Here is a 24,921-nt window from a genome sequence, read left to right as displayed (position 1 = left end):
CCAAGCCCTGAGGAATCCGAATCATGTTGAAAGGCTATGGGGCAGTCATCCTCGACGGGGCGTGGCTGACGCTGCAGCTCGCCCTGTCGTCGATGGCCCTGGCCATCGTCCTCGGCCTTGTCGGTGTGGCGTTGCGCTTGTCGCCGATACGCTGGCTGGCCTGGCTGGGTGACCTGTACTCCACGGTGATCCGTGGCATCCCCGACCTGGTGCTGATCCTGCTGATCTTCTATGGCGGCCAGGACCTCCTCAATCGCGTGGCGCCGCTGCTCGGCTATGACGACTACATCGACCTGAACCCACTGGTCGCCGGTATCGGCACTCTGGGCTTCATCTTCGGTGCCTACCTGTCGGAAACCTTCCGCGGTGCCTTCCTGGGTATTCCCAAGGGGCAGGCCGAGGCGGGTGCTGCCTACGGTATGAGTGGTGTGCAGGTGTTCTTCCGCATCATGGTGCCGCAGATGATCCGCCTGGCGATCCCGGGCTTCACCAACAACTGGCTGGTATTGACCAAGGCGACCGCGCTGATCTCGGTGGTCGGCCTGCAGGACATGATGTTCAAGGCCAAGCAGGCGGCGGACGCCACCCGCGAACCCTTCACCTTCTTCCTGGCGGTGGCGGCGTTGTACCTGGTGCTGACCAGTGTCTCGCTGCTGGCGTTGCGGTATCTCGAGAAGCGCTACTCGGTGGGCGTCAAGGCGGTTGAACTATGATCTTCGACTACAACGTCATCTGGGACGCCATGCCGCTGTACCTCGGCGGGTTGCTGACCACCCTCAAGCTGCTGGCGCTGTCGCTGTTCTTCGGTTTGCTGGCGGCCATTCCGCTGGGCCTGATGCGGGTGTCGAAACAGCCGCTGGTGAACATGAGCGCCTGGCTGTACACCTACGTGATCCGCGGCACCCCGATGCTGGTGCAGCTGTTCCTGATCTACTACGGCCTGGCCCAGTTCGAGGCGGTGCGCGAGAGCTTCTTGTGGCCGTGGCTGTCCAGTGCCACCTTCTGCGCCTGCCTGGCCTTCGCCATCAACACCAGCGCCTATACTGCCGAAATCATCGCAGGCAGCCTCAAGGCCACGCCCCATGGCGAGATCGAGGCGGCCAAGGCCATCGGCATGTCACGCATGAAGATGTACCGCCGCATCCTGTTGCCTTCCGCGCTGCGCCGCGCGCTGCCGCAGTACAGCAACGAAGTGATCATGATGCTGCAGACCACCAGCCTGGCGTCGATCGTCACCCTGATCGACATCACCGGCGCCGCGCGCACGGTCAACGCCCAGTTCTACCTGCCCTTCGAGGCCTACATCACGGCGGGCGTGTTCTACCTGTGCCTGACCTTCATTCTCGTGCGCCTGTTCAAGATGGCCGAACGCCGCTGGCTCGGCTACCTGGCGCCGCGCAAGCACTGACCGCTCTGTGAGATCCGACAGCATGTACAAACTCCAAATCCAAGACCTGCACAAGCGCTACGGCAGCCATGAGGTGCTCAAGGGCGTCTCCCTCGAAGCCAAGGCAGGCGACGTGATCAGCATCATCGGCTCCAGCGGCTCGGGCAAATCCACCTTCCTGCGCTGCATCAACCTGCTGGAGCAGCCGCACGCGGGTAAGATCCTGCTCAACAATGAAGAGCTCAAGCTGGTGGCGGGCAAGGACGGCGCGCTCAAGGCCGCCGACCCGAAACAGCTGCAGCGCATGCGCTCGCGCCTGTCGATGGTGTTCCAGCACTTCAACCTGTGGTCGCACATGACCGCGCTGGAGAACGTCATCGAGGCGCCGGTGCATGTGCTGGGCGTGAACAAGAAGGAAGCGCTGGAAAAGGCCGAGCACTACTTGGCCAAGGTCGGCGTGGCGCATCGCAAGGACGCTTTTCCCGGCCACATGTCCGGCGGCGAGCAGCAGCGCGTGGCTATCGCTCGCGCCCTGGCCATGGAGCCTGAGGTGATGCTGTTCGACGAACCCACTTCAGCGCTGGACCCGGAGCTGGTGGGCGATGTGCTCAAGGTCATGCAGTCGCTGGCTCAGGAAGGGCGCACCATGGTCGTGGTCACCCATGAGATGGGCTTTGCCCGCGAGGTTTCCAACCAGCTGGTGTTCCTGCACAAGGGGCTGGTTGAAGAGCGTGGTTGCCCACGTGAAGTGCTGGTCAATCCGCAGTCGGAACGGCTCAAGCAGTTCCTCTCCGGCAGCCTGAAGTAAACGCTGCACTTTTGCACCAGATTGGGGCATGCTGCGCAACGCACGCAGCATGCCCTGGCGCCACAAGCGCGACCCCTCCTTCCCAGGTTTCGGACCACGCCCTATGACCACCCAGCGAATCGGATTTCTCATCTGGCCCAGCACTCGGCCGCTGACGCTCGCATTGGCTGAGGAGGTGTTGCAGGTGGCCCAGCGGGTGCATCCGGATGTGGTCTACGAGCTGGCGTTTCTCCAGGCCGAGGTGGGGCAGGAGGGTGCTTGGCGTCTGCCGGGCGAGCCCTGGAATGGCCGTTTGGACGGGTGTCAAAAGCTGTTTCTGCTGGCTGATGAGCCGCCAGCCGCAGTCGGCTCGGCGCTGTCGAGTGCGCTCAAGCAGCTGGCGCGCAGTGGTTGCATGATCGGTGGCCTGTCCGCCGGGGTTTATCCGTTGGCGGCGCTGGGTTTGCTCGACGGTTACCGGGCGGCGGTGCACTGGCGCTGGCAGGACGATTTCGCCGAGCGCTTCCCCAAGGTGATCGCCACCAGCCACCTGTTCGACTGGGATCGGGATCGCCTGACAGCCTGTGGCGGCATGGCGGTGACCGACCTGCTGCTGGCGGTGCTGGCGCGAGATCACGGCGCCGAGCTGGCAGGGGCGGTGTCGGAGGAGCTGGTGGTCGAGCGTATTCGCGAAGGGGGAGAACGCCAGCGCATCCCGCTGCAGAATCGCCTGGGCTCCAGTCATCCGAAGCTCACCCAAGCGGTGCTGCTGATGGAGGCCAACATCGAAGAGCCGCTGACCACCGATGAGATCGCCCAGCATGTGTGCGTGTCCCGTCGCCAGCTGGAGCGGATCTTCAAGCAGTACCTCAATCGTGTCCCCAGCCAGTACTACCTGGAGCTGCGCTTGAACAAGGCGCGACAGATGCTGATGCAGACCAGCAAGTCGATCATCCAGATCGGATTGTCGTGCGGGTTTTCGTCCGGGCCGCACTTCTCCAGTGCGTACCGCAACTTCTTTGGCGCGACGCCTCGTGAAGACCGCAACCAGCGGCGAAGCAGTAGCCCGTTCGAGCTGAGTTCGGCGCCGGCCGAGCGGGGTTGATTTTCCTGGGGGCATGCTTCGGGTCTGCTGGGGTGCCTAGATCGCGAGCGGCGCATCGCGGATAAATCCGCTCCTATGTATGGACTCGCCTACATTGTCTACCTGCTTTTCGAACAAGGTTACCCGGTTGCATCTATGTATCAGGCCTATTCGAGGAAGCTTGGTGCTTCTGGCCAACATCGGGGTGAGCTCGCAGCATGCCCATTACATTTAGGCCTCTTGGGCCGGTAGGAGCGTAGGCATTAATCCGCGACGGTCTTACCTAGGGTCGATGTTCACTAGCAGGGGCTGGGGCGCTCGGCACCCCGGTGGCGTAACACTGTAAGTCAGTGGCTCATGGCGGGCTCCTGACGATCGTTCGGTTGGCGTTGGTAGACCTGCTCACCTTGTAGCAGCACCCAGATGATGCGCAGATTTCGATTAGCCAGTCTGATCGCCGCCTCCTTGCGACCAAGTCGAGTTAACCATCGCAAGAGGCGGCGATCGTCTGGCTGATCGGAATCAGGCTTCAAATGGCTAAGAACCGCGTGCGCACCCTGGATCATCATGCTGCGCAGGTAGCCGTCACCTCGCTTGCTCATCTTGCCTAGCCTGACCTTCTTTCCACTGCTGTGCTGGTCGGGCACCAGGCCAAAGTAAGCGGCAAACTGTCGAGCATTGGGGAAACGCGAAGGTTCAGGCTGCTTGGCCAGCATCGCTGTGGCGATGATCGGGCCGACACCGCGTATCGTCATCAGGCGGCATGCGACCTTGTCGGCCTGCGCCGCTGTTTCGAGCCGTCCTGTCAGGATGGCGATACGCTCACTCAGATAGCGCCATTCGGCGAGCAGTTCATCGAGCAATTCACGCAGCAGATCTGGCAATGGTTGAGTCGTATCTTCAAGAATGCGCGGTACACCGTGGCTGACGGCTAAATCGCCTTGCGCCAGGGCGACGCCCTGTTCCAGTAACAGGCCGCGGATCTGGTTGCCTAGCGCGGTGTGGCGCCTGACATAGCCTCTGCGGGCGCGGTGTAAGGCTTGAATCGCCAAAGCGGCAGTGCTCTTGATCGGCACCGCAGCAATGCTGGTATCCCGGCCTGCGCGCAAGATGGCATGGGCGTCGTTACGATCGTTCTTGGCACCACTGCGGTGCTCCGCCACTCGCTGCGCGGGCAGGATGCGGACTGGCGTTCCCTGCGCCTGTAGCAAACGCCCCCATGCTTGAGCGCCGGGGCCACTTTCCATCAGGACCGTCACAGTGGGTGGCAGCCTGGTCAGGAACGCATGAAAGGCTTCACGGGATTTGATTCGATCTTCGTAGATGACGCGCCCGGAACCGTCATCTCCGGCCACCTGAAAGACTTGCTTGGCCAGGTCGACTGACAGATGTTGGCAAAGCGTTACATCGTTGGAAGACAGGGAATTGCGCTTCGTCCTATGCTTGCTCATGGTCTCGCCCTCGCTGCCGTTGGCTTTTTAGAACGCCACCGTGGCACTGTGATGCCTCGGCGGGGGCGAGTCCATCCGATTACATTCGTTGCACCGTGGCCATGACCGATAAGCCATGGTTGTTTGCCTTTTTTTACGACGCAATTTTCGGCTGGCTCAGGCTGGCCTGACAGGTGCAACACGTGTAGGAGCGGATTTATCCGCGATGCGGTGCCCGGTTGTCGCTAAAACACGAAACTGGCGCCCTGCACTCACAACGCTTCCCTGTCGTGTGAGCATCCGTTCACCCAACCTCTTCTCTCCCGTACACTGCGCTATTGCGACACTGTTTGTCGCATTGCCGAAAACCTTGTCAAAACTGGGTTTGGCGCTGTAACAAGTTGTCGCCTGGCAGCAAGGACAGGCGCCGATCAGTCCTTACAATCCCCTTCACCGCTCGCCACTTCCAGGCCAGCGTTCCTCTTCAGGAGACTCAGATGTCCGTTGAGCAAGCCCCGGTGCAACGTGCCGATTTCGACCAGGTCATGGTGCCGAACTACTCCCCCGCGGCATTCATTCCCGTGCGTGGCGAGGGCTCCCGCGTCTGGGACCAGTCGGGTCGCGAGTTGATCGATTTCGCCGGCGGCATCGCCGTGAACGCCCTGGGTCACTGCCATCCGGCGCTGGTCAAGGCGTTGACCGAGCAGGCCAATACGCTTTGGCACGTCTCCAACGTGTTCACCAACGAACCGGCCCTGCGCCTGGCGCACAAGTTGGTGGATGCGACCTTCGCCGAGCGCGCCTTCTTCTGCAACTCCGGCGCGGAATCGAACGAGGCCGCCTTCAAACTGGCCCGTCGTGTCGCCCACGACCGCTTCGGCCCCGAGAAGCACGAAATCATCGCCACCGTGAACAGTTTCCACGGTCGCACCCTGTTCACCGTCAGTGTCGGCGGGCAGCCCAAGTACTCCGACGGTTTCGGCCCGAAGATCACCGGCATCAGCCACGTCCCGTACAACGACCTGGAAGCGCTCAAGGCCCAGATCTCGGACAAGACCTGCGCGGTGGTCATCGAACCCATCCAGGGCGAGAGCGGTGTGGTTCCGGCCGACAAAGCCTATCTTGAAGGCGCGCGCAAGCTGTGCGACGAGCACAATGCCCTGCTGATCTTCGACGAAGTGCAAACTGGCGTCGGCCGCACCGGCTCGCTCTACGCCTACCAGCACTACGGCGTGACGCCGGACATCCTGACCAGCGCCAAGAGCCTGGGCGGCGGTTTCCCGATCGGTGCCATGCTGACCACCACCGACATCGCCAAGCACCTGGCAGTCGGCACCCACGGTACCACCTACGGCGGCAACCCCCTGGGCTGCGCCGTGGCCTGCGCCGTGCTGGACGTGGTCAACACCCCGGAAACCCTGGCGGGTATCAAGGCCAAGCATGAGCGTTTCAAGACCCGCCTGGAGAAGATCGGCCAGGAGACCGGCCTGTTCACCCAAGTGCGTGGCGTCGGCCTGCTGATCGGTTGCGTGCTGAGCGATGCCTGGAAAGGCAAGGCCAAGGACATCCTCAACGCCGCCGAAAAAGAAGGCGTGATGGTCCTGCAGGCCGGCCCGGATGTGGTGCGCTTCGCCCCTAGCCTGGTGGTCGAGGATGCTGACATCGATGAAGGCCTGGCCCGCTTCGAGCGTGCCGTGCGCAAACTGACCCAGGGCTGAGCCCGCGGTCCGTTCGCCGGCCCTGAACGGGGCCGGCGATACTTGAATTCCAGTGTGGGCACCTGCTTGCAGGTAGTGGCGCGTGCCCGCCGTTTTTCCGTGCCGATGTGATCGGCCCGCTTTCCCGAAAGGAGTGACACCATGCTGGTGATGCGCCCCGCGCAAATGGCTGATCTGAACGAAGTGCAGCGCATGGCTGCCGACAGCCCCATTGGTGTCACCTCGCTGCCGGACGATGCCGGCCGCCTGGGCGACAAGATCGCCGCGTCGGAAACCTCCTTCGCCGCGGAGGTCAGTTTCAATGGCGAGGAGAGCTACTTCTTCGTGCTTGAGGACAGTGCCACTGGCAAGTTGGTCGGTTGCTCGGCCATTGTCGCTTCGGCCGGCTACTCGGAGCCGTTCTACAGCTTCCGCAACGAAACCTTCGTGCATGCCTCGCGCGAGCTGAAGATCCACAACAAGATCCACGTCCTGTCGTTGTGCCACGACCTGACCGGCAACAGCCTGCTGACCAGTTTCTACGTGGTGCCGGAGCTGGTGAGCAGCGCCTTCGCCGAGCTCAACTCGCGCGGGCGCCTGCTGTTCATGGCCGCCCACCCCGAGCGTTTCGCCGAGTCGGTGGTGACCGAAATCGTCGGCTACAGCGACGAGCAGGGCGAATCGCCGTTCTGGGATGCCATCGGCCGCAACTTCTTCGACCTCAACTATGCCGACGCCGAGCGCCTGTGCGGCCTGAAGAGCCGCACTTTCCTGGCCGAGCTGATGCCGCACTACCCGATCTACGTGCCGCTGCTGCCCGATGCGGCGCAGGAAGCCATGGGCCAGGTCCACCCGCGTGCGCAGATCACCTTCGACATCCTCATGCGCGAAGGCTTCGAGACCGAGCACTACATCGACATCTTCGACGGCGGGCCAACCCTGCATGCGCGCACCTCGGGCATCCGCTCCATCGCCCAGAGCCGCGTGGTGCCGGTCAAGCTCGACGACGCCCCGATCAAGGGTGGGCGTCCTTACCTGGTGTGCAATGGCCAGTTGCAGGATTACCGTGCGGTGTTGCTGGAGCTGGACTGGGTGCCGGGCAAGCCGGTCAGCCTGCACAGCGAAGCCGCCGAGGCCCTGGGTGTCGGCGAGGGCGCCAGCGTGCGCCTGGTCGCGGTCTGAGACGCCGGAACAGAGAGTTTCGCGGCGGGCACAGACCGCCGCACAAGGAGATAGCATGATCGTTCGTCCTGTACGCAGCAGCGATTTACCCGCGCTGATCGAGTTGGCCCGCAGCACCGGCACCACCGGGCTGACCACGCTTCCCGCCAACGAAGAACGCCTCGGCCAGCGTGTCGGCTGGGCCGAGAAAAGCTTCCGTGGCGAAGCCGAGCGTGGTGATACCGACTACCTGTTCGTGCTGGAGAACGACGAGGGCCTGGTGGTCGGTATCAGTGCCATCGCCGGGGCCGTCGGCCTGCGTGAGCCGTGGTACAACTACCGGGTCGGTCTGACCGTCAGCGCCTCGCAGGAGCTGAACATCTACCGCGAGATCCCCACGCTGTTCCTGGCCAACGACCTGACTGGCAATTCCGAACTGTGCTCGCTGTTCCTGCGCGGTGATCACCGCACGGGCCTCAACGGCCGTTTGCTGTCGAAAGCGCGCATGCTGTTCATCGCCGAGTTCCCCGAACTGTTCGGCAACAAGATCATCGCCGAGATGCGCGGCATGTCCGACGAACAGGGCCGCTCGCCGTTCTGGGAAAGCCTGGGGCGGCACTTCTTCAAGATGGAGTTCAGCCAGGCCGACTACCTCACTGGCGTGGGCAACAAGTCGTTCATAGCCGAGCTGATGCCCAGGTTCCCCCTGTACACCTGCTTCCTGTCGCAAGCTGCGCGTGATGTGATCGGCCGCGTACACACCGACACCGAGCCTGCGTTGGCCATGCTCAAGCGCGAAGGCTTCAATTACCAGGGCTACGTCGACATCTTCGACGCAGGCCCGGCCATCGAGTGCGAGACCTCGAAGATCCGCGCCGTGCGCGACAGCGAGACCCTGGTGCTGGCCGTGGGCACGCCGGGCGACGATGCCACCCCCTACATCATCCATAACCGCAAGCGCGAAGACTGCCGTATTACCGCAGCGCCCGCACGTCTGGCGGCCGGTACCCTGGTGGTCGACCCGCAAACCGCCAAGCGCCTGCGCCTGGGTGCCGGCGACAATGTGCGTGCGGTACCGCTGTCCGCAGGCCGGGAGGCTCAATAAATGACCACGCATTACATCGCAGGCCAGTGGCTGGCCGGCCAGGGCGAAGCCCTGCAATCGCTCAACCCCGTTACCCAGGCCGTGATCTGGGAGGGGCAGGGCGCAGATGCCGCCCAGGTCGAGGCTGCCGTTCAGGCTGCCCGCCAGGCGTTCCCAGCCTGGGCATCGTTGAGCCTTGAGGCGCGTGTCAGCGTGCTGGAGGCCTTTGCCGACAAGCTCAAGGCGCGTACCGAAGAGCTGGCGCGCTGCATCGGTGAAGAAACTGGCAAGCCACTGTGGGAGTCGGCCACCGAAGTGACCAGCATGGTCAACAAGGTCGCCATCTCGGTGCAGAGCTACCGTGAGCGTACCGGCGAGAAGAGCGGCCCGCTGGCCGATGCCACCGCCGTGCTGCGACACAAGCCCCATGGTGTGGTCGCAGTGTTCGGCCCGTACAACTTCCCCGGCCACCTACCTAACGGGCACATTGTTCCGGCGCTGCTGGCCGGCAACTGCGTGGTCTTCAAGCCCAGTGAGCTGACGCCGAAGGTCGCCGAACTGACCGTCAAGTGCTGGATCGAGGCAGGCCTTCCGGCGGGAGTGCTCAACCTGGTTCAGGGGGCACGTGAAACCGGCGTGGCGCTGGCCGCCAACCCAGGCATCGACGGTTTGTTCTTCACCGGCTCCAGCCGCACCGGCAACCTGCTGCACCAGCAGTTCGCCGGTCGCCCGGACAAGATCCTCGCCCTGGAAATGGGCGGCAACAACCCGCTGGTGGTCGACGAGGTCAAAGACCTGGACGCCGCGGTCTACACCATCATCCAGTCGGCCTTCATCTCCGCCGGCCAGCGCTGCACTTGTGCCCGCCGCCTGCTGGTACCGCAGGGCGCGTGGGGGGATTCGCTCATCCAGCGCCTGGTCGAGGTCAGCCGCAGCATCAAGGTCGGTGCATTCGACCAGCAGCCCGCGCCGTTCATGGGCTCGGTGATCTCGCTGCAGGCCGCGCGCGCGCTGCTGGCGGCCCAGGCCGAACTGCTCGGCAGGGGTGCCGTGGCGTTGCTGGAAATGACCCAGCCACAGGCTGATGCCGCCTTGCTCACCCCGGGAATCATCGATGTCACTGTTGTGGCCGGGCGCCCGGATGAAGAGTTCTTCGGCCCGCTGTTGCAAGTGATCCGCTACGCCGACTTCGACGCGGCGATCGAGGAAGCCAACAACACCCAGTACGGTCTGGCCGCCGGCCTGCTGTCAGACTCCAACGCCCGCTATCAGCACTTCTGGTTGCGCAGCCGCGCCGGCATCGTCAACTGGAACAAGCAACTGACCGGTGCCGCCAGCAGCGCGCCGTTCGGTGGCGTCGGCGCCAGCGGCAACCACCGCGCCAGCGCCTACTACGCGGCGGACTACTGCGCCTACCCCGTGGCTTCGCTGGAGACTGCGAGTCTTGCACTGCCGGCGACCCTGACGCCGGGCGTCACCCTATAACAACAGGTCTCGGAGCCTTGCCGATGAAATCCTTTGAAGTGAATTTTGATGGCCTGGTGGGGCCGACCCACAACTACGGCGGCCTGTCGTACGGCAACGTGGCATCGCAGAGCAACAGCCAGCAGGGGTCGAACCCGCGCGAGGCCGCGCGCCAGGGCCTGGCTAAGATGAAGGCGCTGATGGAGATGGGCTTCAAGCAGGGCGTGCTGGCCCCGCAGGAGCGTCCGGATGTCGCTGCGTTGCGCCGCCTGGGCTTCACCGGCAGCGATGCCGAAGTGATCCAGCGTGCCGCGAAAGAGGCCATGCCGCTGCTGGTCGCCAGTTGCTCGGCGTCGAGCATGTGGGTGGCCAACGCCGCTACCGTCAGCCCCAGTGCCGACACGGCCGACGGTCGCGTGCATTTCACTGCCGCCAACCTCAACTGCAAGTACCACCGCAGCATCGAACACCCGACCACCAGCCGCGTGCTCGGTGCCATGTTCAGTGACGACAAAGTCTTTGCCCACCATGAAGCGCTGCCGGCCGTGGCGCAGTTCGGTGACGAAGGCGCGGCTAACCACACCCGTTTCTGCCGCGCTTATGGCGAGGCTGGCGTCGAGTTCTTCGTCTATGGCCGCAGTGCCTTCGACAGCCGTTACCCCGCCCCACAGAAGTATCCGGCGCGCCAGACCCTGGAAGCCTCGCAGGCTGTCGCTCGCCTGCACGGGCTAAGCGATGGTGGTGTGGTCTACGCTCAACAGAACCCGGCGGTGATCGATCAGGGCGTGTTCCATAACGACGTGATCTCGGTGGGTAACGGCGAGGTGCTGTTCTACCACGAGGACGCCTTCCTCGAGACCGACGCGGTGCTCGGCCAACTGCAGGCTAAACTGGCCAGCAAAGGCGGCAATTTCCAGGGTATCTGCGTGCCACGCGCAGCGGTGACGGTGGAGGACGCAGTTCGATCCTACCTGTTCAACAGCCAGCTGCTCAGTCGCGAAGACGGTTCGATGCTGCTGGTGGTGCCGGAAGAGTGCCGCAACAACGAGCGTGTCTGGGCCTACCTGGGCCAGCTGACCAGCCAGGGCGGCCCGGTAAAGGAGGTCAAGGTGTTCGACCTCAAGCAGAGTATGCAGAATGGCGGTGGGCCGGCTTGCCTGCGCTTGCGCGTGGCCTTGAAGGAGTCTGAACTGGCGGCGGTCAATCCAGGCGTTATCATGACCGCTTCGCTGTACGACACCCTGGTGCAGTGGGTCGACAAGCATTACCGTGATCGCCTTGGCGAGGCGGACTTGGCCGACCCGCAGCTGCTGGTGGAATGCCGCACAGCCCTGGATGAGCTGACCCAGATCCTCAAGCTGGGCTCGGTGTATCCGTTCCAACGCCAACCTTAATAGAGAGAAATTGCAATGTCCGACGCCCTGCGCCTGATCCTGGAAGATGAAGACGGCACCCAGCTGGAAACCTCGTGCACCCGCTTTGCCGTGGTCTGGCAAGGCAAGGAAGTGTGGATTCAGCAGGATGGCCGTGGCCAACTGCTGATCGGCGTCGATGTCGAGGAAGACGATACCGAGTACGCCAACCTGCTGCTGCGCCCGATGGCCACCAACCTGGTCAGCCTGCAGTTGGAGATGGAGCCGGCCGACGTCGCCGGTGACGATGATCACGTCCATGGCCCGGACTGCGGCCACCACCACTAAGGAAGCGCCTATGCTTGCCCTTGGCAAATTGCTTGAGCTGACCCTGACCGATCACGAACCGGCCGAGAAGACCCAAGTGACCACCAGGGGCGTGCGTTTGCGCTGGCTGGGGGAGGGCGCGTTGGAAGTGCGCCCGCCCGAAGGTGATGATTGCGAGCTTGACCTGTTGCTGTCGGCAGGTATCCATGGCAACGAGACGGCGCCGATCGAGTTGCTCGAGCTGTTGCTGCACGGTATCGCCAACGGCGAGATCAAGCCCCGTGCGCGGGTGCTGTTCCTGTTTGGCAACCCAGCAGCGATCCGCAAGGGTGAGCGTTTCATCGAACAGGACATCAATCGCCTGTTCAATGGCCGCCACGAACTCTCCAGTGGCTTCGAGGCACTGCGTGCCGCGGAGCTCGAACAGTTCGCCCGGGTATTTTTCAGCAAGCCCGAGCGCACCCGCCTGCACTACGACCTGCATACCGCCATCCGCGGGTCCAAGATCGAGCAGTTCGCGCTTTATCCGTACAAGGAGGGTCGCAAGCACTCCCGTCGTGAGTTGGCGCGCCTGGCTGCGGCCGGGATGGAGGCGGTATTGCTGCAAAGCAAGTCGTCGATCACCTTCAGTGCCTTTACCTACGAGCAGCTGGATGCCGAGGCATTTACGCTGGAGCTGGGCAAGGCTCGTCCATTCGGCCAGAACCAGCAGGTCAACCTGAGCCGTCTGAAAGACCGCCTGATCCAGATCATCGAAGGTTCGGAGCCTGCGAGTGAAGAAACGCTGGATGGCCTGCAACTGTTCAGCGTCGCTCGCGAAATCATCAAGCACAGCGACAGTTTCCACCTGCACTTGCCGGCGGACATCGAGAACTTCTCCGAGCTGAGCAAGGGCTACCTGCTGGCCGAGGACCTGGCGGAGATGCGCTGGGTCGTCGAGGAGGAGGGCGCGCGGATCATCTTCCCCAACCCCAAGGTGAAGAACGGGCTGCGCGCCGGCATCCTGATCGTGCCGGATTCGGGGCAGCGCCTGGCTTGATGTCAGCAGAAGAGCATCATTCTCTGTAGGAGCGGCTTCAGCCGCGATGCAGGCACCGCGTGCGTGGCACCCGCTTCGCGGGTGATCGCGGCTAAAGCCGCTCCTACGGAATTTGCCTCAGGGGGTGTGCAAAGCCCAGTGGAGTGGCTCGATTTTGGATCCCTTCACGGATGAAACTCTTTTCATTCACTCTCCATCCATTTTCCCACCGCCTGCGCGGTAATTGGCTTGCCAGTAGCGAAACGCTGGCTATAGCATCGCGGTCATGCCGTTTTCTATTGCTTTAGCCCTGCAAACCGTCCAATCGACGGTTTCTATCGCACAAACACACTGCACCGAGACTGCAGGACCGATATAATGCGGCCCTTTGCCGTCGTTTCGTCGATTCGACGTGTGGCCGCCGTTTCCGTGGAAGAACCTATGAAAAGCGCAGAAATCCGTGAAGCCTTCCTCCGCTTCTTCGAAGAGCAGGGACATACTCGCGTCGCCTCCAGCTCCCTGATCCCGGGCAATGACCCGACCCTGCTGTTCACCAACGCCGGCATGAACCAGTTCAAGGACTGCTTCCTCGGCCAGGAAAAGCGCGCCTATACCCGCGCCGTGAGCAGCCAGAAGTGCGTGCGCGCCGGTGGCAAGCACAACGACCTGGAAAACGTTGGCTACACCGCCCGCCACCACACCTTCTTCGAGATGCTGGGCAACTTCAGCTTCGGCGACTATTTCAAGCGCGATGCCATCACCTTCGCCTGGAACTTCCTGACCTCGGACAAGTGGCTGAACCTGCCGAAAGAGAAGCTGTGGGTCACCGTCTACGCCAGCGATGACGAAGCCTACGACATCTGGACCAAAGAAGTCGGCGTGCCGGCCGAGCGCATGGTGCGCATCGGTGACAACAAGGGCGCCCCGTACGCCTCCGACAACTTCTGGACCATGGGTGACACCGGCCCATGCGGCCCGTGCACCGAGATCTTCTACGACCACGGCCCGGACATCTGGGGCGGCCCACCCGGCTCGCCGGAAGAAGACGGCGACCGCTATATCGAGATCTGGAACAACGTCTTCATGCAGTTCAACCGCACCGCCGACGGTGTCCTGCATCCGCTGCCGGCCCCGTCGGTGGACACTGGCATGGGCCTGGAGCGCATCAGTGCGGTGATGCAGCACGTGCACTCGAACTACGAGATCGACCTGTTCCAGAGCTTGCTGGCTGCCGCCGCCGAAGCCATCGGTTGCAGCAATGACGAGCAACCGTCGTTGAAAGTGGTCGCCGACCACATCCGTTCCTGCGGCTTCCTGATCGCCGACGGCGTGCTGCCCTCGAACGAAGGCCGTGGCTATGTGCTGCGTCGCATCATTCGCCGCGCCTGCCGTCACGGCAACAAACTGGGAGCCAAGGGTAGCTTCTTCCACAGGATTGTCGCTGCGCTGGTTGCGCAGATGGGCGAAGCCTTCCCTGAGCTGAAAGGCCAGCAGGCGCACATCGAGCGTGTACTCAAGACCGAGGAAGAGCAGTTCGCCAAGACACTCGAGCAGGGCCTGCGCATCCTCGAGCAAGACTTGGCCCAACTGCAGGGCAAGGTCGTGCCGGGCGATGTAGTGTTCAAGCTGTACGACACCTATGGCTTCCCCATGGACCTGACCGCCGACATCGCTCGCGAACGCGAGTTGACTATCGATGAAGTCGGCTTCGAGCGCGAGATGGAGGCCCAGCGTGAGCGTGCCCGTTCCGCCAGTGCCTTCGGCATGGACTACAACAGCCTGGTCAAGGTCGACACCGCCACCGACTTCCTCGGCTATGACACTACCGAAGGCCAGGGCAAGGTCATTGCGCTGTACAAGAACGGTCAGTCAGTCGAGCAACTGGCTGAAGGCGAGGAGGGTGTCGTTGTTCTCGATCGCACCCCGTTCTACGCCGAGTCCGGTGGTCAGGTGGGTGACTCCGGTTATCTGCAGGGCGGCACCGCGCGCTTCGATGTGCGCGACACCACCAAGACGGGTGGCGCCTTCCTGCATCACGGCGTGATCGCCAATGGCGCGCTGGCTGTCGGCACCACGGTCGATGCCTGCGTCGACGCAGACGTACAGCACGCCACCTCGCTGAACCACTCCGCCACCCACCTGCTGCACGAAGCTTTGCGCCAGGTGTTGGGCGAGCATGTGCAGCAGAAGGGCTCGCTGGTCGACAGCCAGCGCCTGCGTTTCGATTTCAGCCACTTCGAGGCGGTCAAGCCAGAGCAGATCAAGGCCCTGGAAGACATCGTCAACCGCGAGGTGCGCAAGAACACGCCGGTCGAAACCGAGCTGACCGATATCGAAACCGCCAAGGCCAAGGGTGCCATGGCGTTGTTTGGTGAGAAGTACGGCGACACCGTGCGCGTGCTGAGCATGGGGGGGGACTTCTCCGTCGAGCTGTGTGGTGGCATCCACGCCAAGCGCACCGGTGACATCAGCCTGTTCAAGATCATCAGCGAAGGCGGCGTGGCCTCTGGCGTGCGTCGTATCGAAGCGATCACCGGCGCCGCCGCGTTGGCCTACCTGAACACTGCCGAAGAGCAGGTCAAGGAAGCCGCGCAGCTGGTCAAGGGCAATCGCGACAACCTGATCGACAAGCTGTCGGCTGTGCTCGAGCGCAACCGCCAGTTGGAAAAGCAGCTTGAGCAGCTGCAGGCCAAGGCCGCCAGCGCCGCCGGGGACGATCTCTCCAATGCGGCCGTTGAGGTCAAGGGTGCCAAGGTTCTCGCCGCCCGCCTGGACGGGCAAGATGGCAAGGCCCTGCTGGCGCTCGTCGATCAACTGAAGAACAAGCTCGGCCACGCAGTGATCCTGCTGGGCAGCGAGCATGAGGGCAAGGTCGTGCTGGTGGCTGGCGTGACCAAGGACCTCTCCGGCCAACTCAAGGCTGGCGACCTGATGAAACAAGCTGCCGCGGCGGTAGGCGGCAAGGGCGGTGGTCGCCCGGACATGGCCCAGGGTGGTGGCGTCGACGTCGCCGCGCTGGACCAGGCCCTGGCCCTCGCCGTGCCGTTCGCCGAGCAGGGACTTTGAGATGAAGGGGCCGGTGGTCTAGTCACCGGCCTCTTCATGTTGGATTGTTTTTTGGGGCCCTTGAGGGCTGAGGCACCTTTGAAATGGCGTTGATCGTACAGAAATTTGGCGGTACCTCTGTCGGTTCCATCGAGCGGATCGAGCAGGTTGCCGACAAGGTCAAGAAATTCCGTGAGCAAGGCACCGACCTGGTAGTTGTGCTGTCGGCCATGAGCGGTGAAACCAATCGCCTGATCGACCTGGCCAAGCAGATCACCGATCAGCCGGAGCCACGCGAACTCGACGTGATTGTCTCGACCGGCGAACAGGTCACCATCGCCCTGTTGTCGATGGCCCTGATGAAGCGCGGCGTGCCGGCGGTGTCATACACCGGCAACCAGGTGCGCATCCTCACCGACAGCGCGCACAACAAGGCGCGCATCCTGCAGATCGACGACCAGAAGATCCGCGCCGACCTCAAGGCCGGGCGTGTCGTGGTGGTCGCCGGTTTCCAGGGCGTCGACGAGCATGGCAACATCACCACCCTCGGCCGTGGCGGTTCCGACACCACCGGCGTGGCGCTGGCGGCGGCCCTGAAGGCCGATGAATGCCAGATCTACACCGATGTCGATGGCGTCTACACCACCGACCCGCGTGTTGTGCCCCAGGCCCAACGCCTGGAGAAGATCACCTTTGAGGAGATGCTGGAAATGGCCAGCCTCGGCTCCAAGGTGCTGCAGATCCGCTCGGTGGAGTTCGCCGGCAAGTACAACGTCCCGCTGCGCGTGCTGCACAGCTTCAAGGAGGGTCCGGGTACCCTCATTACCATCGATGAAGAGGAATCCATGGAACAGCCGATCATTTCCGGTATCGCCTTCAACCGTGATGAGGCCAAGCTGACCATTCGTGGCGTCCCGGACACCCCAGGCGTCGCCTTCAAGATCCTCGGCCCGATCAGTGCCGCGAACATCGAAGTGGACATGATCGTGCAGAACGTCTCGCACGATAACACCACCGACTTCACCTTCACCGTGCACCGCAACGAGTACGAGAAGGCGCTGGCCGTGCTGGAGAACACCGCCCGTGAAATCGGCGCGCGTGAAGTGATTGGCGACACCAAGATTGCCAAGGTGTCGATCGTCGGTGTCGGCATGCGCTCCCACGCGGGCGTTGCTAGCCGTATGTTCGAGGCCCTGGCCAAGGAGAGCATCAATATCCAGATGATCTCCACCTCCGAGATCAAGGTCTCGGTGGTGATCGAAGAGAAGTACCTGGAGCTGGCTGTTCGCGCGCTGCACACCGCGTTCGAACTCGACGCTCCTGCCCGACAGGGCGAGTAAGGCGCTGCCTGGAGGGGCGCGGCTTGCCGCGCCCTTCGCGTTTCTGCCCGCTGGTGGTGTCCCTGTCCAGGCACCGCTGGCAGTTGTCCCGGGCCCCAGGTCGTCGTCCCCGGCCAGGCCCAGTTAACAAAGACTGTTGTCCCTGAAGATTCAAGTGAGGAGAAAACTATGCTGATTCTGACTCGTCGGTGCGCCGAGAGCCTGATCATTGGTGACGGTGAGATCACCGTGACGGTCCTGGGTGTCAAAGGCAACCAGGTGCGTATTGGCGTTAGCGCGCCTAAAGAAGTGGCTGTTCACCGCGAAGAAATCTACCTGCGGATCAAGAAAGAGAAGGACGAGGAGCCAAGCCTTTAATTTTTTTGAAGTTTTTTTCAAAAAAAGGGTTGCAAACGAGGAAGGGTGTGTTTAATATTCGCCTCGTGTTGCGGTGAGGTGGCCGAGTGGCCGAAGGCGCTCCCCTGCTAAGGGAGTATACCTCATAAGGGTATCGGGGGTTCGAATCCCCCCTTCACCGCCATTATTCGCTCAGGGCGCTGTAAACGGATACAAGTGTTTAGGCGACCTGAAATGCGCAGCAAGACACGGACTCATAGCTCAGCTGGATAGAGTACTCGGCTACGAACCGAGCGGTCGGAGGTTCGAATCCTCCTGAGTCCGCCACTTTTGAAGTGGCTTTGCTTGCAAGGCTGCTTCAATAAACCAGTGGTAACCTGGTCTAAAACTACCCCACGGACTCATAGCTCAGCTGGATAGAGTACTCGGCTACGAACCGAGCGGTCGGAGGTTCGAATCCTCCTGAGTCCGCCATTTTTGAAATGGCTTTGCTTGCAAGGCTACTTCAATCCACCAGTGGTAACCTGGTCTAAAACTACCCCACGGACTCATAGCTCAGCTGGATAGAGTACTCGGCTACGAACCGAGCGGTCGGAGGTTCGAATCCTCCTGAGTCCGCCATTTTTTGAAATGGCTTTGCTTGCAAGGCTACTTCAATCCACCAGTGGTAACCTGGTCTAAAACTACCCCACGGACTCATAGCTCAGCTGGATAGAGTACTCGGCTACGAACCGAGCGGTCGCAGGTTCGAATCCTGCTGAGTCCGCCATACATCAAGAAGCCCGCTCATTCGAGCGGGCTTTTTGTTTTTCTGATGCGCTGAATTGTCGTTGATGTGCATCTACGCTTCTCAGTAAGTCGCGAAACCGTGCGATCTTCGTAGGGGTCGGCGCAGCCGGTGCCTTTCATAGTGTCGCCCGCTTCGCCAGCAAGGCTGGCTCATGCGGTTCGAGGCAAGTTGCGAACTGTTCAGGTGGCCCCGAATGCAATGTGCTCTTTCCGCCAGATCCGCCGTCGCACTGTTGGCTTCCCACGTTGTCACAGCTTTGGCTCGCAAACGATTGTTCTGGCCAAAATTTTAAGCGATCCGACAGCTTGCACAGTGTATGATTGCGCCCGTCAGCCCCGCCGGGGCTTGTGGAATCCCACCATGGACTTACCCAGTAGTTACTCGCTAACAAGATTCATACAGAAAGATCTGACCGATTGATTCTCCCGGCGTGCTCCGCTGCTGGGAGTGGAGTTCGCCTATGACCGAAGTCGAAGTAAAGAAAGCCCAAGAGAGCCTGCAGGATCGCCTGGCTCAGGTGATCGAATTGCTGCAGCGCCAGCGGGTGGTCGAGGACCTGACGCACCGCCAGGAAGGTCACCACCACGACCTGGTGGAAAACCTCGTCCACCGCCAGAACCTTGTCGAACTGCAGCGCAAGCTTGACGACTTGCACCCCGCCGATATCGCCTACATTCTCGAAGCGCTGCCGCTGGAAGACCGCCTGACGGTCTGGCAGCTGGTGCGCTCCGACCGTGACGGCGACATCCTCCTCGAGGTTTCCGACGCCGTCCGCCAGACCCTGATCGCCGACATGGACGATCACGAGTTGCTGGCTGCCGCCAAGGAGATGGACGCCGACGAGCTGGCCGACCTGGCGCCTGAGCTGCCGCGTGATGTCGTTCACGAGCTGATGGAAAGCCTCGATGCCCAGCAGCGCGAACGCGTGCGTTCGGCCCTGAGCTACGACGAGGAGCAGGTCGGTGCGTTGATGGACTTCGAGATGGTCACCATCCGCGAAGACGTCAGCCTTGAAGTGGTGCTGCGCTACCTGCGTCGGCTCAAGGAGCTGCCGGGGCACACCGACAAACTGTTCGTGGTGGATTATGACGGCAAGCTCAAGGGTGTACTGCCGATCAAGCGGCTGCTGGTCAACGACCCGGACAAGAAGGTCGCGGAGGTCATGGCCAATGACCCTGTGGTCTTCCACCCTGAGGAAGATGCCTATGACGCTGCTCTGGCTTTCGAGCGTTATGACCTGGTTTCCGCTCCGGTGGTGGACAAAAGTGAGCGACTGATCGGCCGTCTGACCATCGATGAGATGGTCGACCTGATCCGTGAAGAAAGCGAAAGCGAAGTGCTCAACATGGCGGGTCTGCGCGAAGAGGAAGATATCTTCGCGTCCGTCTGGCGTTCGCTGCGTAACCGCTGGGCCTGGTTGGCCATCAACCTGATCACGGCATTCGTGGCCTCACGGGTGATCGGGCTGTTCGAGGGGTCGATCGAAAAACTCGTGGCACTGGCGGCGTTGATGCCGATCGTTGCGGGTATCGGCGGCAACTCGGGTAACCAGACTATCACCATGATCGTGCGGGCGATGGCGCTCGACCAGGTTTCGCCGGGCAACACCAGCCGCCTGATGCGCAAGGAACTGGCGGTTTCGCTGCTTAATGGCCTGATCTGGGGTGGGGTGATCGGTGTCGTGGCATTCTGGTTGTATGGCAGTTGGTCGCTAGGCTTGGTGATGACGGGAGCGATGACCTTGAACCTGCTCCTGGCCGCCTTGATGGGCGTGCTGATCCCGATGACCCTGGCGCGCCTGGGGCGTGATCCGGCCATGGGGTCAAGTGTGATGATTACCGCCGTGACCGACAGTGGCGGGTTCTTCATCTTCCTGGGGTTGGCGACGCTGTTCCTGCTGTAGGAGCGGCTTTAGCCGCGATGCAGGCACTGCGGTGTGCGGCACCCGCTGCGCGGGTGATCGCGGCTAAAGCTCCTACAGGGGGCGTGTCAAATCAATGGGTTATGGGTTTTTCTACAGCTACCGCACACAAAAAAGCCAGCTTGCGCTGGCTTTTTTGTGTGCGGCTGAAAGATCGCTTATCAGGACGCGTCGGCGGCCATTTCCACATCGTGAGCGATGAGGGCGACCAGCGCGTTTTGCTGGCGATGAGAAAGTTGGCGGAAGCGCTGCAGCAGTTCGCGTTCATGCAGGCTGAGCTCTGGGCTGTCCAGGCGCATGCTCAGCTCGTCACCCAGCGCACCTTCCTGGATAAGGCTCTGCTCCAGGCGTGCAATGATTTCGGAGTTCATGCTGCGGTGGTGGTTGCGCGCTACCTCGGCAATGCGCTCACGCATACCGTCTGGCAGGCGGACGACGAACTTGTCAGCGGTGCGGCTCGAATAGATAGCCTGTTTCATTGGGCGCATATAAATTGACCGGTTGTTCTGGTTCAGGGGAAGCGGTTCTCAAATTGGCCGCACGGTGGAAGTACGACCGCGGCGACGACAAAATGTTCAACCGTGATGTGATTTTGGGTCTTCATCTTGCCTCATGGTCGCCGTTTCCTTGGCGTCAATTCTGTGACAAATAGTGATCCGGATAAAGGCTTTTTGCCAGTACCAATTATCAGAAATGAGCACTGGTTTGAAAAGTTTTACATCCACCGAATCGCCAAGGTGTCAGACCTTTGTCGTCAAAATCTGGTAACTGGCAACAAAGGTCAGGGAAAAAGCCTAGAATGCGCGGGTTCCCCTCACATTGAGCATAGTGGCTATGCAATATGACGCAAGCGGTACACCGCCCTCAAGGGGGCGCTTGATCTTCCTGATAGGACCGTCCGGCTCTGGGAAAGATTCCCTTATCGATGCCGCGCGCGAGCAACTGCTTACGCAAGGTGTTGAAATTGCCCGGCGTGTCATAACCCGCTCGGCCGAGGCGAAAGGTGAAGCCGCAGTCGGTGTGAGCGCGGAACGTTTTGAAATGATGCGCCTGGCTGGTGAATTCGCCTTGTCGTGGCAGGCCAACGGGCTTTCCTATGGCATTCCGGTCCAGGTGGATGACTGGCTTGATCAGGGGTTGTCGGTGTTGGTCAATGGCTCGCGGGGATACCTCGCGCAAGCGCGTGAGCGTTATCCCGACTTGCTGGCGGTGGGGCTGGCTGTATCGCCGCAGGTGCTGCGTGAGCGACTCCTGGCCCGAGGCCGGGAAAACCACGAAGAGATAGAGCTGCGGTTGGCACGCAGCGCGGGTATGCAGGCTTATGATGCTTCAGTGCATGTGCTGGACAATTCGGCTTCATTATCCAGTGCCGTCGAAGCCTTGCTGAGGTTGCTGGGTGAACACGGCGCACTCGGCCAATTGCCTGAGAATAATCTGACGTGCAAATTGCCCGATTGAGGCATGACAAATGGCTACATGCTGGTTAACATGCTCGCCGTCTCTGCCGCGCAGTATTCGTTGCCGGCCTCAGGGTCTCAGTAGCTCAATTGGATAGAGCATCCCCCTCCTAAGGGGAAGGTTGCAGGTTCAAATCCTGCCTGGGACACCATCCGATCCATCCACACCTCTCAACGATACAACCGACCCCTGGCCGTTTGCGCCATGGCGCGGAGTCGGCTGCTGTCGGATTTCAGCGATACACGGGATACGCCTCGCACAACCGGTCCACCTGGCGGCACACCTCGCTGTGCACTTCGGTGTCGTCCGGCGCATGCAGCAGGTTGGCGATCAGTTGTGCAAGCAACTTGGCCTGCTCGAGCCCCATGCCTCGGGTGGTGATCGCCGGGGTGCCGATGCGGATGCCGCTGGTAATCGTCGGCGCCTGTGGGTCGTTGGGAATGGCGTTCTTGTTCAGGGTGATGCGCGCGCTTTCCAGCAGTGCCTCGGCGGCCTTGCCGTCTAGCCCAAGGGGTTGCAGGTCGACCAGGAACATATGGCTGTCGGTACCGCCGGAGACAATACGCAGGCCACGCTCGGTGAGCACCTGTGCCATGCCCCTGGCATTCTCGATCACTTGTGCCTGATAGCGGCGGAAGTCCTCCGTATTGGCTTCATGGAAAGCCACGGCCTTGGCGGCGATCGCATGCATCAGCGGGCCGCCCTGGTACATCGGGAAGATCGCCTTGTCGAGCGCGGCGGCATGCGCCTGACGGGCCAGGATCAGCCCGCCACGCGGCCCGCGCAGGGTCTTGTGGGTGGTGGAGGTGACGATGTCGGCGTAGGGCACTGGTGACGGGTAGAGCCCAGCGGCGACCAGGCCGGCATAGTGGGCCATGTCGACCATCAGGTAGGCACCGACTTCGTCGCACAGGGCGCGGAAACGGGCAAAGTCGATGTGTCGCGCATAGGCCGACGCCCCGGCGATGATCAATTTCGGGCGGTGCGTGCGTGCCAGGCGCTCAAGTTGTTCGTAGTCGAGCGTTTCGCTCTCGGAGTTGACGCCGTAGGTCACGGCATTGAACCACTTGCCGGAGAAGTTCACCTTGGCCCCGTGGGTGAGGTGGCCGCCGTCGGCCAGGGCCATGCCGAGCAGGGTGTCTCCCGGTTGCAGCAGTGCCAGCATCGCCGCCTGGTTGGCCTGGGAGCCAGAGTGGGGTTGGACGTTGGCGTACTCGGCGCCGAACAGCGCGCAGGCGCGCTCGATGGCCAGCGACTCGATCTCGTCGACCACCTGGCAGCCGCCGTAGTATCGGCGGCCGGGGTAGCCTTCGGCATATTTGTTGGTCAGCACCGAGCCTTGGGCCTCGAGCACTGCGGGGCTTACGTAGTTCTCCGAGGCGATCAGTTCTATGTGGATTTCCTGGCGGAAGCGTTCGCGGGAAATCAGTCGGGCGATGTTGGCGTCACAGGTTTCCAGGTTCATGGCGTTCCCTTCATGAGGCAATGGCGGCTGCTGGGGTTTGCCAGGCAGCCGCAGGGGAGGAGGTGGGGCTGGAGGGCAGGTAGATCGAGGTGTCTTTCAGGCCGCTGCCGGTAATCAGCAGTACGGCGCTTTCTTGGCTGCCGGGGTGTTGTTCGGCGTACTGCAGCAGGCCGGCATAGCTGCTGGCGGCACCGGCCTCGGGGAAAATCCCGGTGCGAGCCGCCAGGCGTGAGGCGGCTTGGACGATTGCGCTGTCGTCGACGCAGAGGAATGCGCCTTCGCTGTCGCGTACCGCACGCAATGCCTTGAGGCGGTCGCGGGGGAAGGCTACGTTGATGCTGCTTGCCAGGCTCGCTGGTAGGCGTCTTTCCACCTGGTCGAGGGGGGTGTCGCTGGCCCAGGCGCGGTACATGAAGTTGCTTTCCCGTGCCTGCACGCCCATCAGCCGTGGCATGCGCTCGATCCAACCAAGCTTGAGCAAATCCTGGAAGCCTTTGTGCACCGCGCCGAGGATGCAGCCGTTGCCGACCGGCACGAAGACCAGGTCGGGCACTTGCCAGCCCAGTTGTTCGCAGATCTCGAAGGCGACGGTCTTCTTGCCTTCGGTCATGTACGAGTTGATGCCAGTGGTGCGGTTGTACCAGCCATTGCTTTCGCAAGCGTTGCGGCATTGTTCGAAGGCTTCGTCGTAGGCGCCGTCGACCAGGATCACCTCGGCGCCATAGCCGATCATCTGGGCCAGCTTTTCCCGCGGGGTGGTGCGGGGGATGAAGATCACATTGCGCAGGCCACGCTCGGCGCTCATGCCGGCGAGTGCGGACGCGGCGTTGCCAGTGCTCGCCACCGCGACGGTGCTGGCACCGCTTTCCAGGGCCAGGGCCACCGCCAGGGCGCTGGCGCGGTCCTTCAGCGAGCCGGTGGGCTGGCGGGACTCGTCCTTGACCCAGACTTTCATGCCCGAACCGGGCTCGAGCAGCCCAGGCCGTTCGTACAGGGGTGTGCTGCCGACCAGCAGCCGTGGCACATAGCGCTCGCTGCCCAGCGGCAGCAGCGCGCGGTAGCGCCACATGCCCAGCCCGGCCTGGGTCGCCAGCCTGTCGCGGTCGCATTCCCGGCGCACGGCGTCATAGTCGTAGAGGGTGTCGAGGGCGCCATCGGTACGGCAATGAGGGCAGAAGTATTCGACTTGGTAGGGCGCGTAGCGGGTGCCGCAGGTGATGCATTGCAAAACGAAGGGCCTGCAAAGACGGTCCATTGCGTGTCCTCGCGCAGAAGAGGGAGAAGGAGGAGGCGGCGCCGCCCACATGACGGCGCCGCAGGCGCAGGTCAGCGCGGTGGCAGTGCCATGATCGCGTCGATCGCCACCAGGGTGCCGCGGGCCAGGGCGCTGGCACCGGCGGTGGTGCGGGCCGGGTAGGGCTTGCTGAAGTAGGCTTCCATCACTCGGTTGAGGGTGGGGAACTCGCTTAGGTCGGTGATGAAGGCGGTGACCTTGACCACATTGGCCAGGCTGCCGCCGCAGGCTTCGGTCATGGCCTTGAGATTGTCCAGGGTCTGGCGCAACTGGCCTTCGAAGTCCTTGGCCAGTACTTCGTTGGAGCTGGGCTCGACCGGTGTCTGCGCTGAGAGGTACACGGTGTCGCCGACGCGGATGGCCTGGGAGTAGGTGCCCAGGGGGAAGGGCGCCTGGTCGGTATAGATGACGTTGTCGTCGGTGAGGAAGGGCTGGGTTTGGCTGGCCTTGGCGTGGGCGGTGCTTTGCATGGTGTTCACTC

General features: G+C 62.2%; 21 protein-coding genes and 6 tRNA genes. 22 read left to right on the top strand and 5 right to left on the bottom strand.

Going from position 1 to position 24,921, the window contains the following annotated elements; genetic code table 11:
• Nucleotides 1-23 precede the first annotated feature (23 nt).
• The 4 genes from IM733_RS11685 (at nt 24) to argR (ending at nt 3,279) form a co-directional block, all read left to right on the top strand.
• Nucleotides 24-713: an ABC transporter permease gene (locus tag IM733_RS11685; RefSeq protein WP_248920960.1), complete on the top strand. Its 690-nt coding sequence runs from the start codon at nt 24-26 to the stop codon at nt 711-713.
• Entirely contained in the window at nt 710-1,408 is a 699-nt protein-coding gene (locus tag IM733_RS11680; RefSeq protein WP_240064338.1) for an ABC transporter permease, read from the top strand. The genes IM733_RS11685 and IM733_RS11680 overlap by 4 nt, the downstream gene beginning before the upstream one ends.
• Before the next feature lie 22 nt (nt 1,409-1,430).
• Nucleotides 1,431-2,195, top strand: coding sequence for an ABC transporter ATP-binding protein (locus IM733_RS11675; protein ID WP_011534967.1), 765 nt, complete (start codon nt 1,431-1,433; stop codon nt 2,193-2,195).
• Between the two features lie 103 nt (nt 2,196-2,298).
• On the top strand, nt 2,299-3,279 hold the full coding sequence (gene argR, locus IM733_RS11670) for a transcriptional regulator ArgR (protein WP_248920959.1): 981 nt from the start codon (nt 2,299-2,301) through the stop codon (nt 3,277-3,279).
• A gap of 326 nt (nt 3,280-3,605) precedes the next feature.
• Here argR and IM733_RS11665 read toward each other — a convergent pair whose 3' ends face one another.
• Nucleotides 3,606-4,709 (bottom strand): IS110 family transposase, encoded by a 1,104-nt coding sequence (locus IM733_RS11665; protein ID WP_248917269.1) that lies wholly within the window; start codon nt 4,707-4,709, stop codon nt 3,606-3,608.
• Between the two features lie 476 nt (nt 4,710-5,185).
• Here IM733_RS11665 and IM733_RS11660 point away from each other — a divergent pair, with 476 nt between their 5' ends.
• The 16 genes from IM733_RS11660 to mgtE all read left to right on the top strand — a co-directional run bounded on the left by IM733_RS11660 (nt 5,186) and on the right by mgtE (nt 20,205).
• Nucleotides 5,186-6,406: an aspartate aminotransferase family protein gene (locus tag IM733_RS11660; protein WP_248920958.1), complete on the top strand. Its 1,221-nt coding sequence runs from the start codon at nt 5,186-5,188 to the stop codon at nt 6,404-6,406.
• A 141-nt stretch (nt 6,407-6,547) separates the two neighbouring features.
• On the top strand, nt 6,548-7,567 hold the full coding sequence (gene aruF, locus IM733_RS11655; protein ID WP_248920957.1) for an arginine/ornithine succinyltransferase subunit alpha: 1,020 nt from the start codon (nt 6,548-6,550) through the stop codon (nt 7,565-7,567).
• Nucleotides 7,568-7,622: 55 nt separating this feature from the next.
• Nucleotides 7,623-8,651, top strand: coding sequence for an arginine N-succinyltransferase (astA, locus tag IM733_RS11650; RefSeq protein ID WP_240064333.1), 1,029 nt, complete (start codon nt 7,623-7,625; stop codon nt 8,649-8,651).
• Complete coding sequence (gene astD / locus IM733_RS11645; RefSeq protein WP_248920956.1) at nt 8,652-10,115, top strand: succinylglutamate-semialdehyde dehydrogenase; 1,464 nt, start codon at nt 8,652-8,654, stop codon at nt 10,113-10,115.
• A 23-nt stretch (nt 10,116-10,138) separates the two neighbouring features.
• Nucleotides 10,139-11,488 (top strand): N-succinylarginine dihydrolase, encoded by a 1,350-nt coding sequence (gene astB, locus IM733_RS11640; RefSeq protein ID WP_248920955.1) that lies wholly within the window; start codon nt 10,139-10,141, stop codon nt 11,486-11,488.
• A gap of 15 nt (nt 11,489-11,503) precedes the next feature.
• Nucleotides 11,504-11,794: a hypothetical protein gene (locus IM733_RS11635; protein ID WP_011534960.1), complete on the top strand. Its 291-nt coding sequence runs from the start codon at nt 11,504-11,506 to the stop codon at nt 11,792-11,794.
• 10 nt (nt 11,795-11,804) lie between these two features.
• Nucleotides 11,805-12,812 (top strand): succinylglutamate desuccinylase, encoded by a 1,008-nt coding sequence (gene astE, locus IM733_RS11630; protein WP_248920954.1) that lies wholly within the window; start codon nt 11,805-11,807, stop codon nt 12,810-12,812.
• A 420-nt stretch (nt 12,813-13,232) separates the two neighbouring features.
• Complete coding sequence (alaS, locus tag IM733_RS11625) at nt 13,233-15,857, top strand: alanine--tRNA ligase (RefSeq protein ID WP_248920953.1); 2,625 nt, start codon at nt 13,233-13,235, stop codon at nt 15,855-15,857.
• Between the two features lie 83 nt (nt 15,858-15,940).
• Nucleotides 15,941-17,176 carry an aspartate kinase gene (locus IM733_RS11620; RefSeq protein WP_011534958.1) on the top strand — a complete coding sequence of 412 codons (1,236 nt, stop codon included), beginning with the start codon at nt 15,941-15,943 and terminating at the stop codon, nt 17,174-17,176.
• Nucleotides 17,177-17,344: 168 nt separating this feature from the next.
• Nucleotides 17,345-17,533, top strand: coding sequence for a carbon storage regulator CsrA (gene csrA / locus IM733_RS11615; protein ID WP_003254503.1), 189 nt, complete (start codon nt 17,345-17,347; stop codon nt 17,531-17,533).
• Nucleotides 17,534-17,605: 72 nt separating this feature from the next.
• A tRNA-Ser gene (locus IM733_RS11610) sits at nt 17,606-17,696 on the top strand.
• Between the two features lie 66 nt (nt 17,697-17,762).
• Nucleotides 17,763-17,839: transfer RNA gene (locus IM733_RS11605), tRNA-Arg, on the top strand.
• Between the two features lie 70 nt (nt 17,840-17,909).
• Nucleotides 17,910-17,986: transfer RNA gene (locus tag IM733_RS11600), tRNA-Arg, on the top strand.
• A gap of 70 nt (nt 17,987-18,056) precedes the next feature.
• Nucleotides 18,057-18,133: transfer RNA gene (locus IM733_RS11595), tRNA-Arg, on the top strand.
• A gap of 71 nt (nt 18,134-18,204) precedes the next feature.
• Nucleotides 18,205-18,281, top strand: a tRNA-Arg gene (locus IM733_RS11590).
• A gap of 481 nt (nt 18,282-18,762) precedes the next feature.
• A complete protein-coding gene (gene mgtE / locus IM733_RS11585; protein ID WP_248920952.1) occupies nt 18,763-20,205 on the top strand; it encodes a magnesium transporter in 1,443 nt (480 codons plus the stop codon).
• 179 nt (nt 20,206-20,384) lie between these two features.
• Here the strand turns inward: mgtE and IM733_RS11580 are convergent, their stop codons facing one another.
• Nucleotides 20,385-20,711, bottom strand: a complete 327-nt coding sequence (locus IM733_RS11580) for an Arc family DNA-binding protein (RefSeq protein WP_003254499.1) — start codon at nt 20,709-20,711, stop codon at nt 20,385-20,387.
• A gap of 346 nt (nt 20,712-21,057) precedes the next feature.
• On the opposite strand from IM733_RS11580, the gene phnN reads away from it, so the two are divergent.
• Both phnN and IM733_RS11570 read left to right on the top strand, forming a co-directional pair.
• Entirely contained in the window at nt 21,058-21,681 is a 624-nt protein-coding gene (gene phnN, locus IM733_RS11575; protein ID WP_248920951.1) for a phosphonate metabolism protein/1,5-bisphosphokinase (PRPP-forming) PhnN, read from the top strand.
• 74 nt (nt 21,682-21,755) lie between these two features.
• Nucleotides 21,756-21,832, top strand: a tRNA-Arg gene (locus IM733_RS11570).
• A gap of 81 nt (nt 21,833-21,913) precedes the next feature.
• Here the strand turns inward: IM733_RS11570 and glyA are convergent.
• From glyA to IM733_RS11555, 3 genes are all read right to left on the bottom strand, one after another.
• The gene (gene glyA / locus IM733_RS11565) at nt 21,914-23,146 is read right to left on the bottom strand and encodes a serine hydroxymethyltransferase (RefSeq protein WP_248920950.1); all 1,233 of its coding nucleotides are present in this window, start codon (nt 23,144-23,146) and stop codon (nt 21,914-21,916) included.
• Between the two features lie 10 nt (nt 23,147-23,156).
• Nucleotides 23,157-24,401, bottom strand: a complete 1,245-nt coding sequence (thrC, locus tag IM733_RS11560; RefSeq protein ID WP_248920949.1) for a threonine synthase — start codon at nt 24,399-24,401, stop codon at nt 23,157-23,159.
• A 71-nt stretch (nt 24,402-24,472) separates the two neighbouring features.
• On the bottom strand, nt 24,473-24,910 hold the full coding sequence (locus tag IM733_RS11555) for a Rid family detoxifying hydrolase (protein ID WP_248920948.1): 438 nt from the start codon (nt 24,908-24,910) through the stop codon (nt 24,473-24,475).
• Nucleotides 24,911-24,921 lie beyond the last annotated feature (11 nt).

Origin of the sequence: Pseudomonas entomophila (assembly GCF_023277925.1) — a bacterium.
Taxonomy (GTDB): domain Bacteria; phylum Pseudomonadota; class Gammaproteobacteria; order Pseudomonadales; family Pseudomonadaceae; genus Aquipseudomonas; species Aquipseudomonas entomophila_D.
This window is presented reverse-complemented; position numbering and strand designations above follow the sequence as displayed.

Excerpts from the sequence above, each read along its gene's own strand:
- IM733_RS11685 (WP_248920960.1), top strand. The coding sequence starts at position 24 with ATGTTGAAAGGCTATGGGGCAGTCATCCTCGACGGGGCGTGGCTGACG.
- IM733_RS11680 (WP_240064338.1), top strand. The coding sequence starts at position 710 with ATGATCTTCGACTACAACGTCATCTGGGACGCCATGCCGCTGTACCTC.
- IM733_RS11675 (WP_011534967.1), top strand. The coding sequence starts at position 1,431 with ATGTACAAACTCCAAATCCAAGACCTGCACAAGCGCTACGGCAGCCAT.
- argR (WP_248920959.1), top strand. The coding sequence starts at position 2,299 with ATGACCACCCAGCGAATCGGATTTCTCATCTGGCCCAGCACTCGGCCG.
- IM733_RS11665 (WP_248917269.1), bottom strand. The coding sequence starts at position 4,709 with ATGAGCAAGCATAGGACGAAGCGCAATTCCCTGTCTTCCAACGATGTA.
- IM733_RS11660 (WP_248920958.1), top strand. The coding sequence starts at position 5,186 with ATGTCCGTTGAGCAAGCCCCGGTGCAACGTGCCGATTTCGACCAGGTC.
- aruF (WP_248920957.1), top strand. The coding sequence starts at position 6,548 with ATGCTGGTGATGCGCCCCGCGCAAATGGCTGATCTGAACGAAGTGCAG.
- astA (WP_240064333.1), top strand. The coding sequence starts at position 7,623 with ATGATCGTTCGTCCTGTACGCAGCAGCGATTTACCCGCGCTGATCGAG.
- astD (WP_248920956.1), top strand. The coding sequence starts at position 8,652 with ATGACCACGCATTACATCGCAGGCCAGTGGCTGGCCGGCCAGGGCGAA.
- astB (WP_248920955.1), top strand. The coding sequence starts at position 10,139 with ATGAAATCCTTTGAAGTGAATTTTGATGGCCTGGTGGGGCCGACCCAC.
- IM733_RS11635 (WP_011534960.1), top strand. The coding sequence starts at position 11,504 with ATGTCCGACGCCCTGCGCCTGATCCTGGAAGATGAAGACGGCACCCAG.
- astE (WP_248920954.1), top strand. The coding sequence starts at position 11,805 with ATGCTTGCCCTTGGCAAATTGCTTGAGCTGACCCTGACCGATCACGAA.
- alaS (WP_248920953.1), top strand. The coding sequence starts at position 13,233 with ATGAAAAGCGCAGAAATCCGTGAAGCCTTCCTCCGCTTCTTCGAAGAG.
- IM733_RS11620 (WP_011534958.1), top strand. The coding sequence starts at position 15,941 with ATGGCGTTGATCGTACAGAAATTTGGCGGTACCTCTGTCGGTTCCATC.
- csrA (WP_003254503.1), top strand. The coding sequence starts at position 17,345 with ATGCTGATTCTGACTCGTCGGTGCGCCGAGAGCCTGATCATTGGTGAC.
- mgtE (WP_248920952.1), top strand. The coding sequence starts at position 18,763 with ATGACCGAAGTCGAAGTAAAGAAAGCCCAAGAGAGCCTGCAGGATCGC.
- IM733_RS11580 (WP_003254499.1), bottom strand. The coding sequence starts at position 20,711 with ATGCGCCCAATGAAACAGGCTATCTATTCGAGCCGCACCGCTGACAAG.
- phnN (WP_248920951.1), top strand. The coding sequence starts at position 21,058 with ATGCAATATGACGCAAGCGGTACACCGCCCTCAAGGGGGCGCTTGATC.
- glyA (WP_248920950.1), bottom strand. The coding sequence starts at position 23,146 with ATGAACCTGGAAACCTGTGACGCCAACATCGCCCGACTGATTTCCCGC.
- thrC (WP_248920949.1), bottom strand. The coding sequence starts at position 24,401 with ATGGACCGTCTTTGCAGGCCCTTCGTTTTGCAATGCATCACCTGCGGC.
- IM733_RS11555 (WP_248920948.1), bottom strand. The coding sequence starts at position 24,910 with ATGCAAAGCACCGCCCACGCCAAGGCCAGCCAAACCCAGCCCTTCCTC.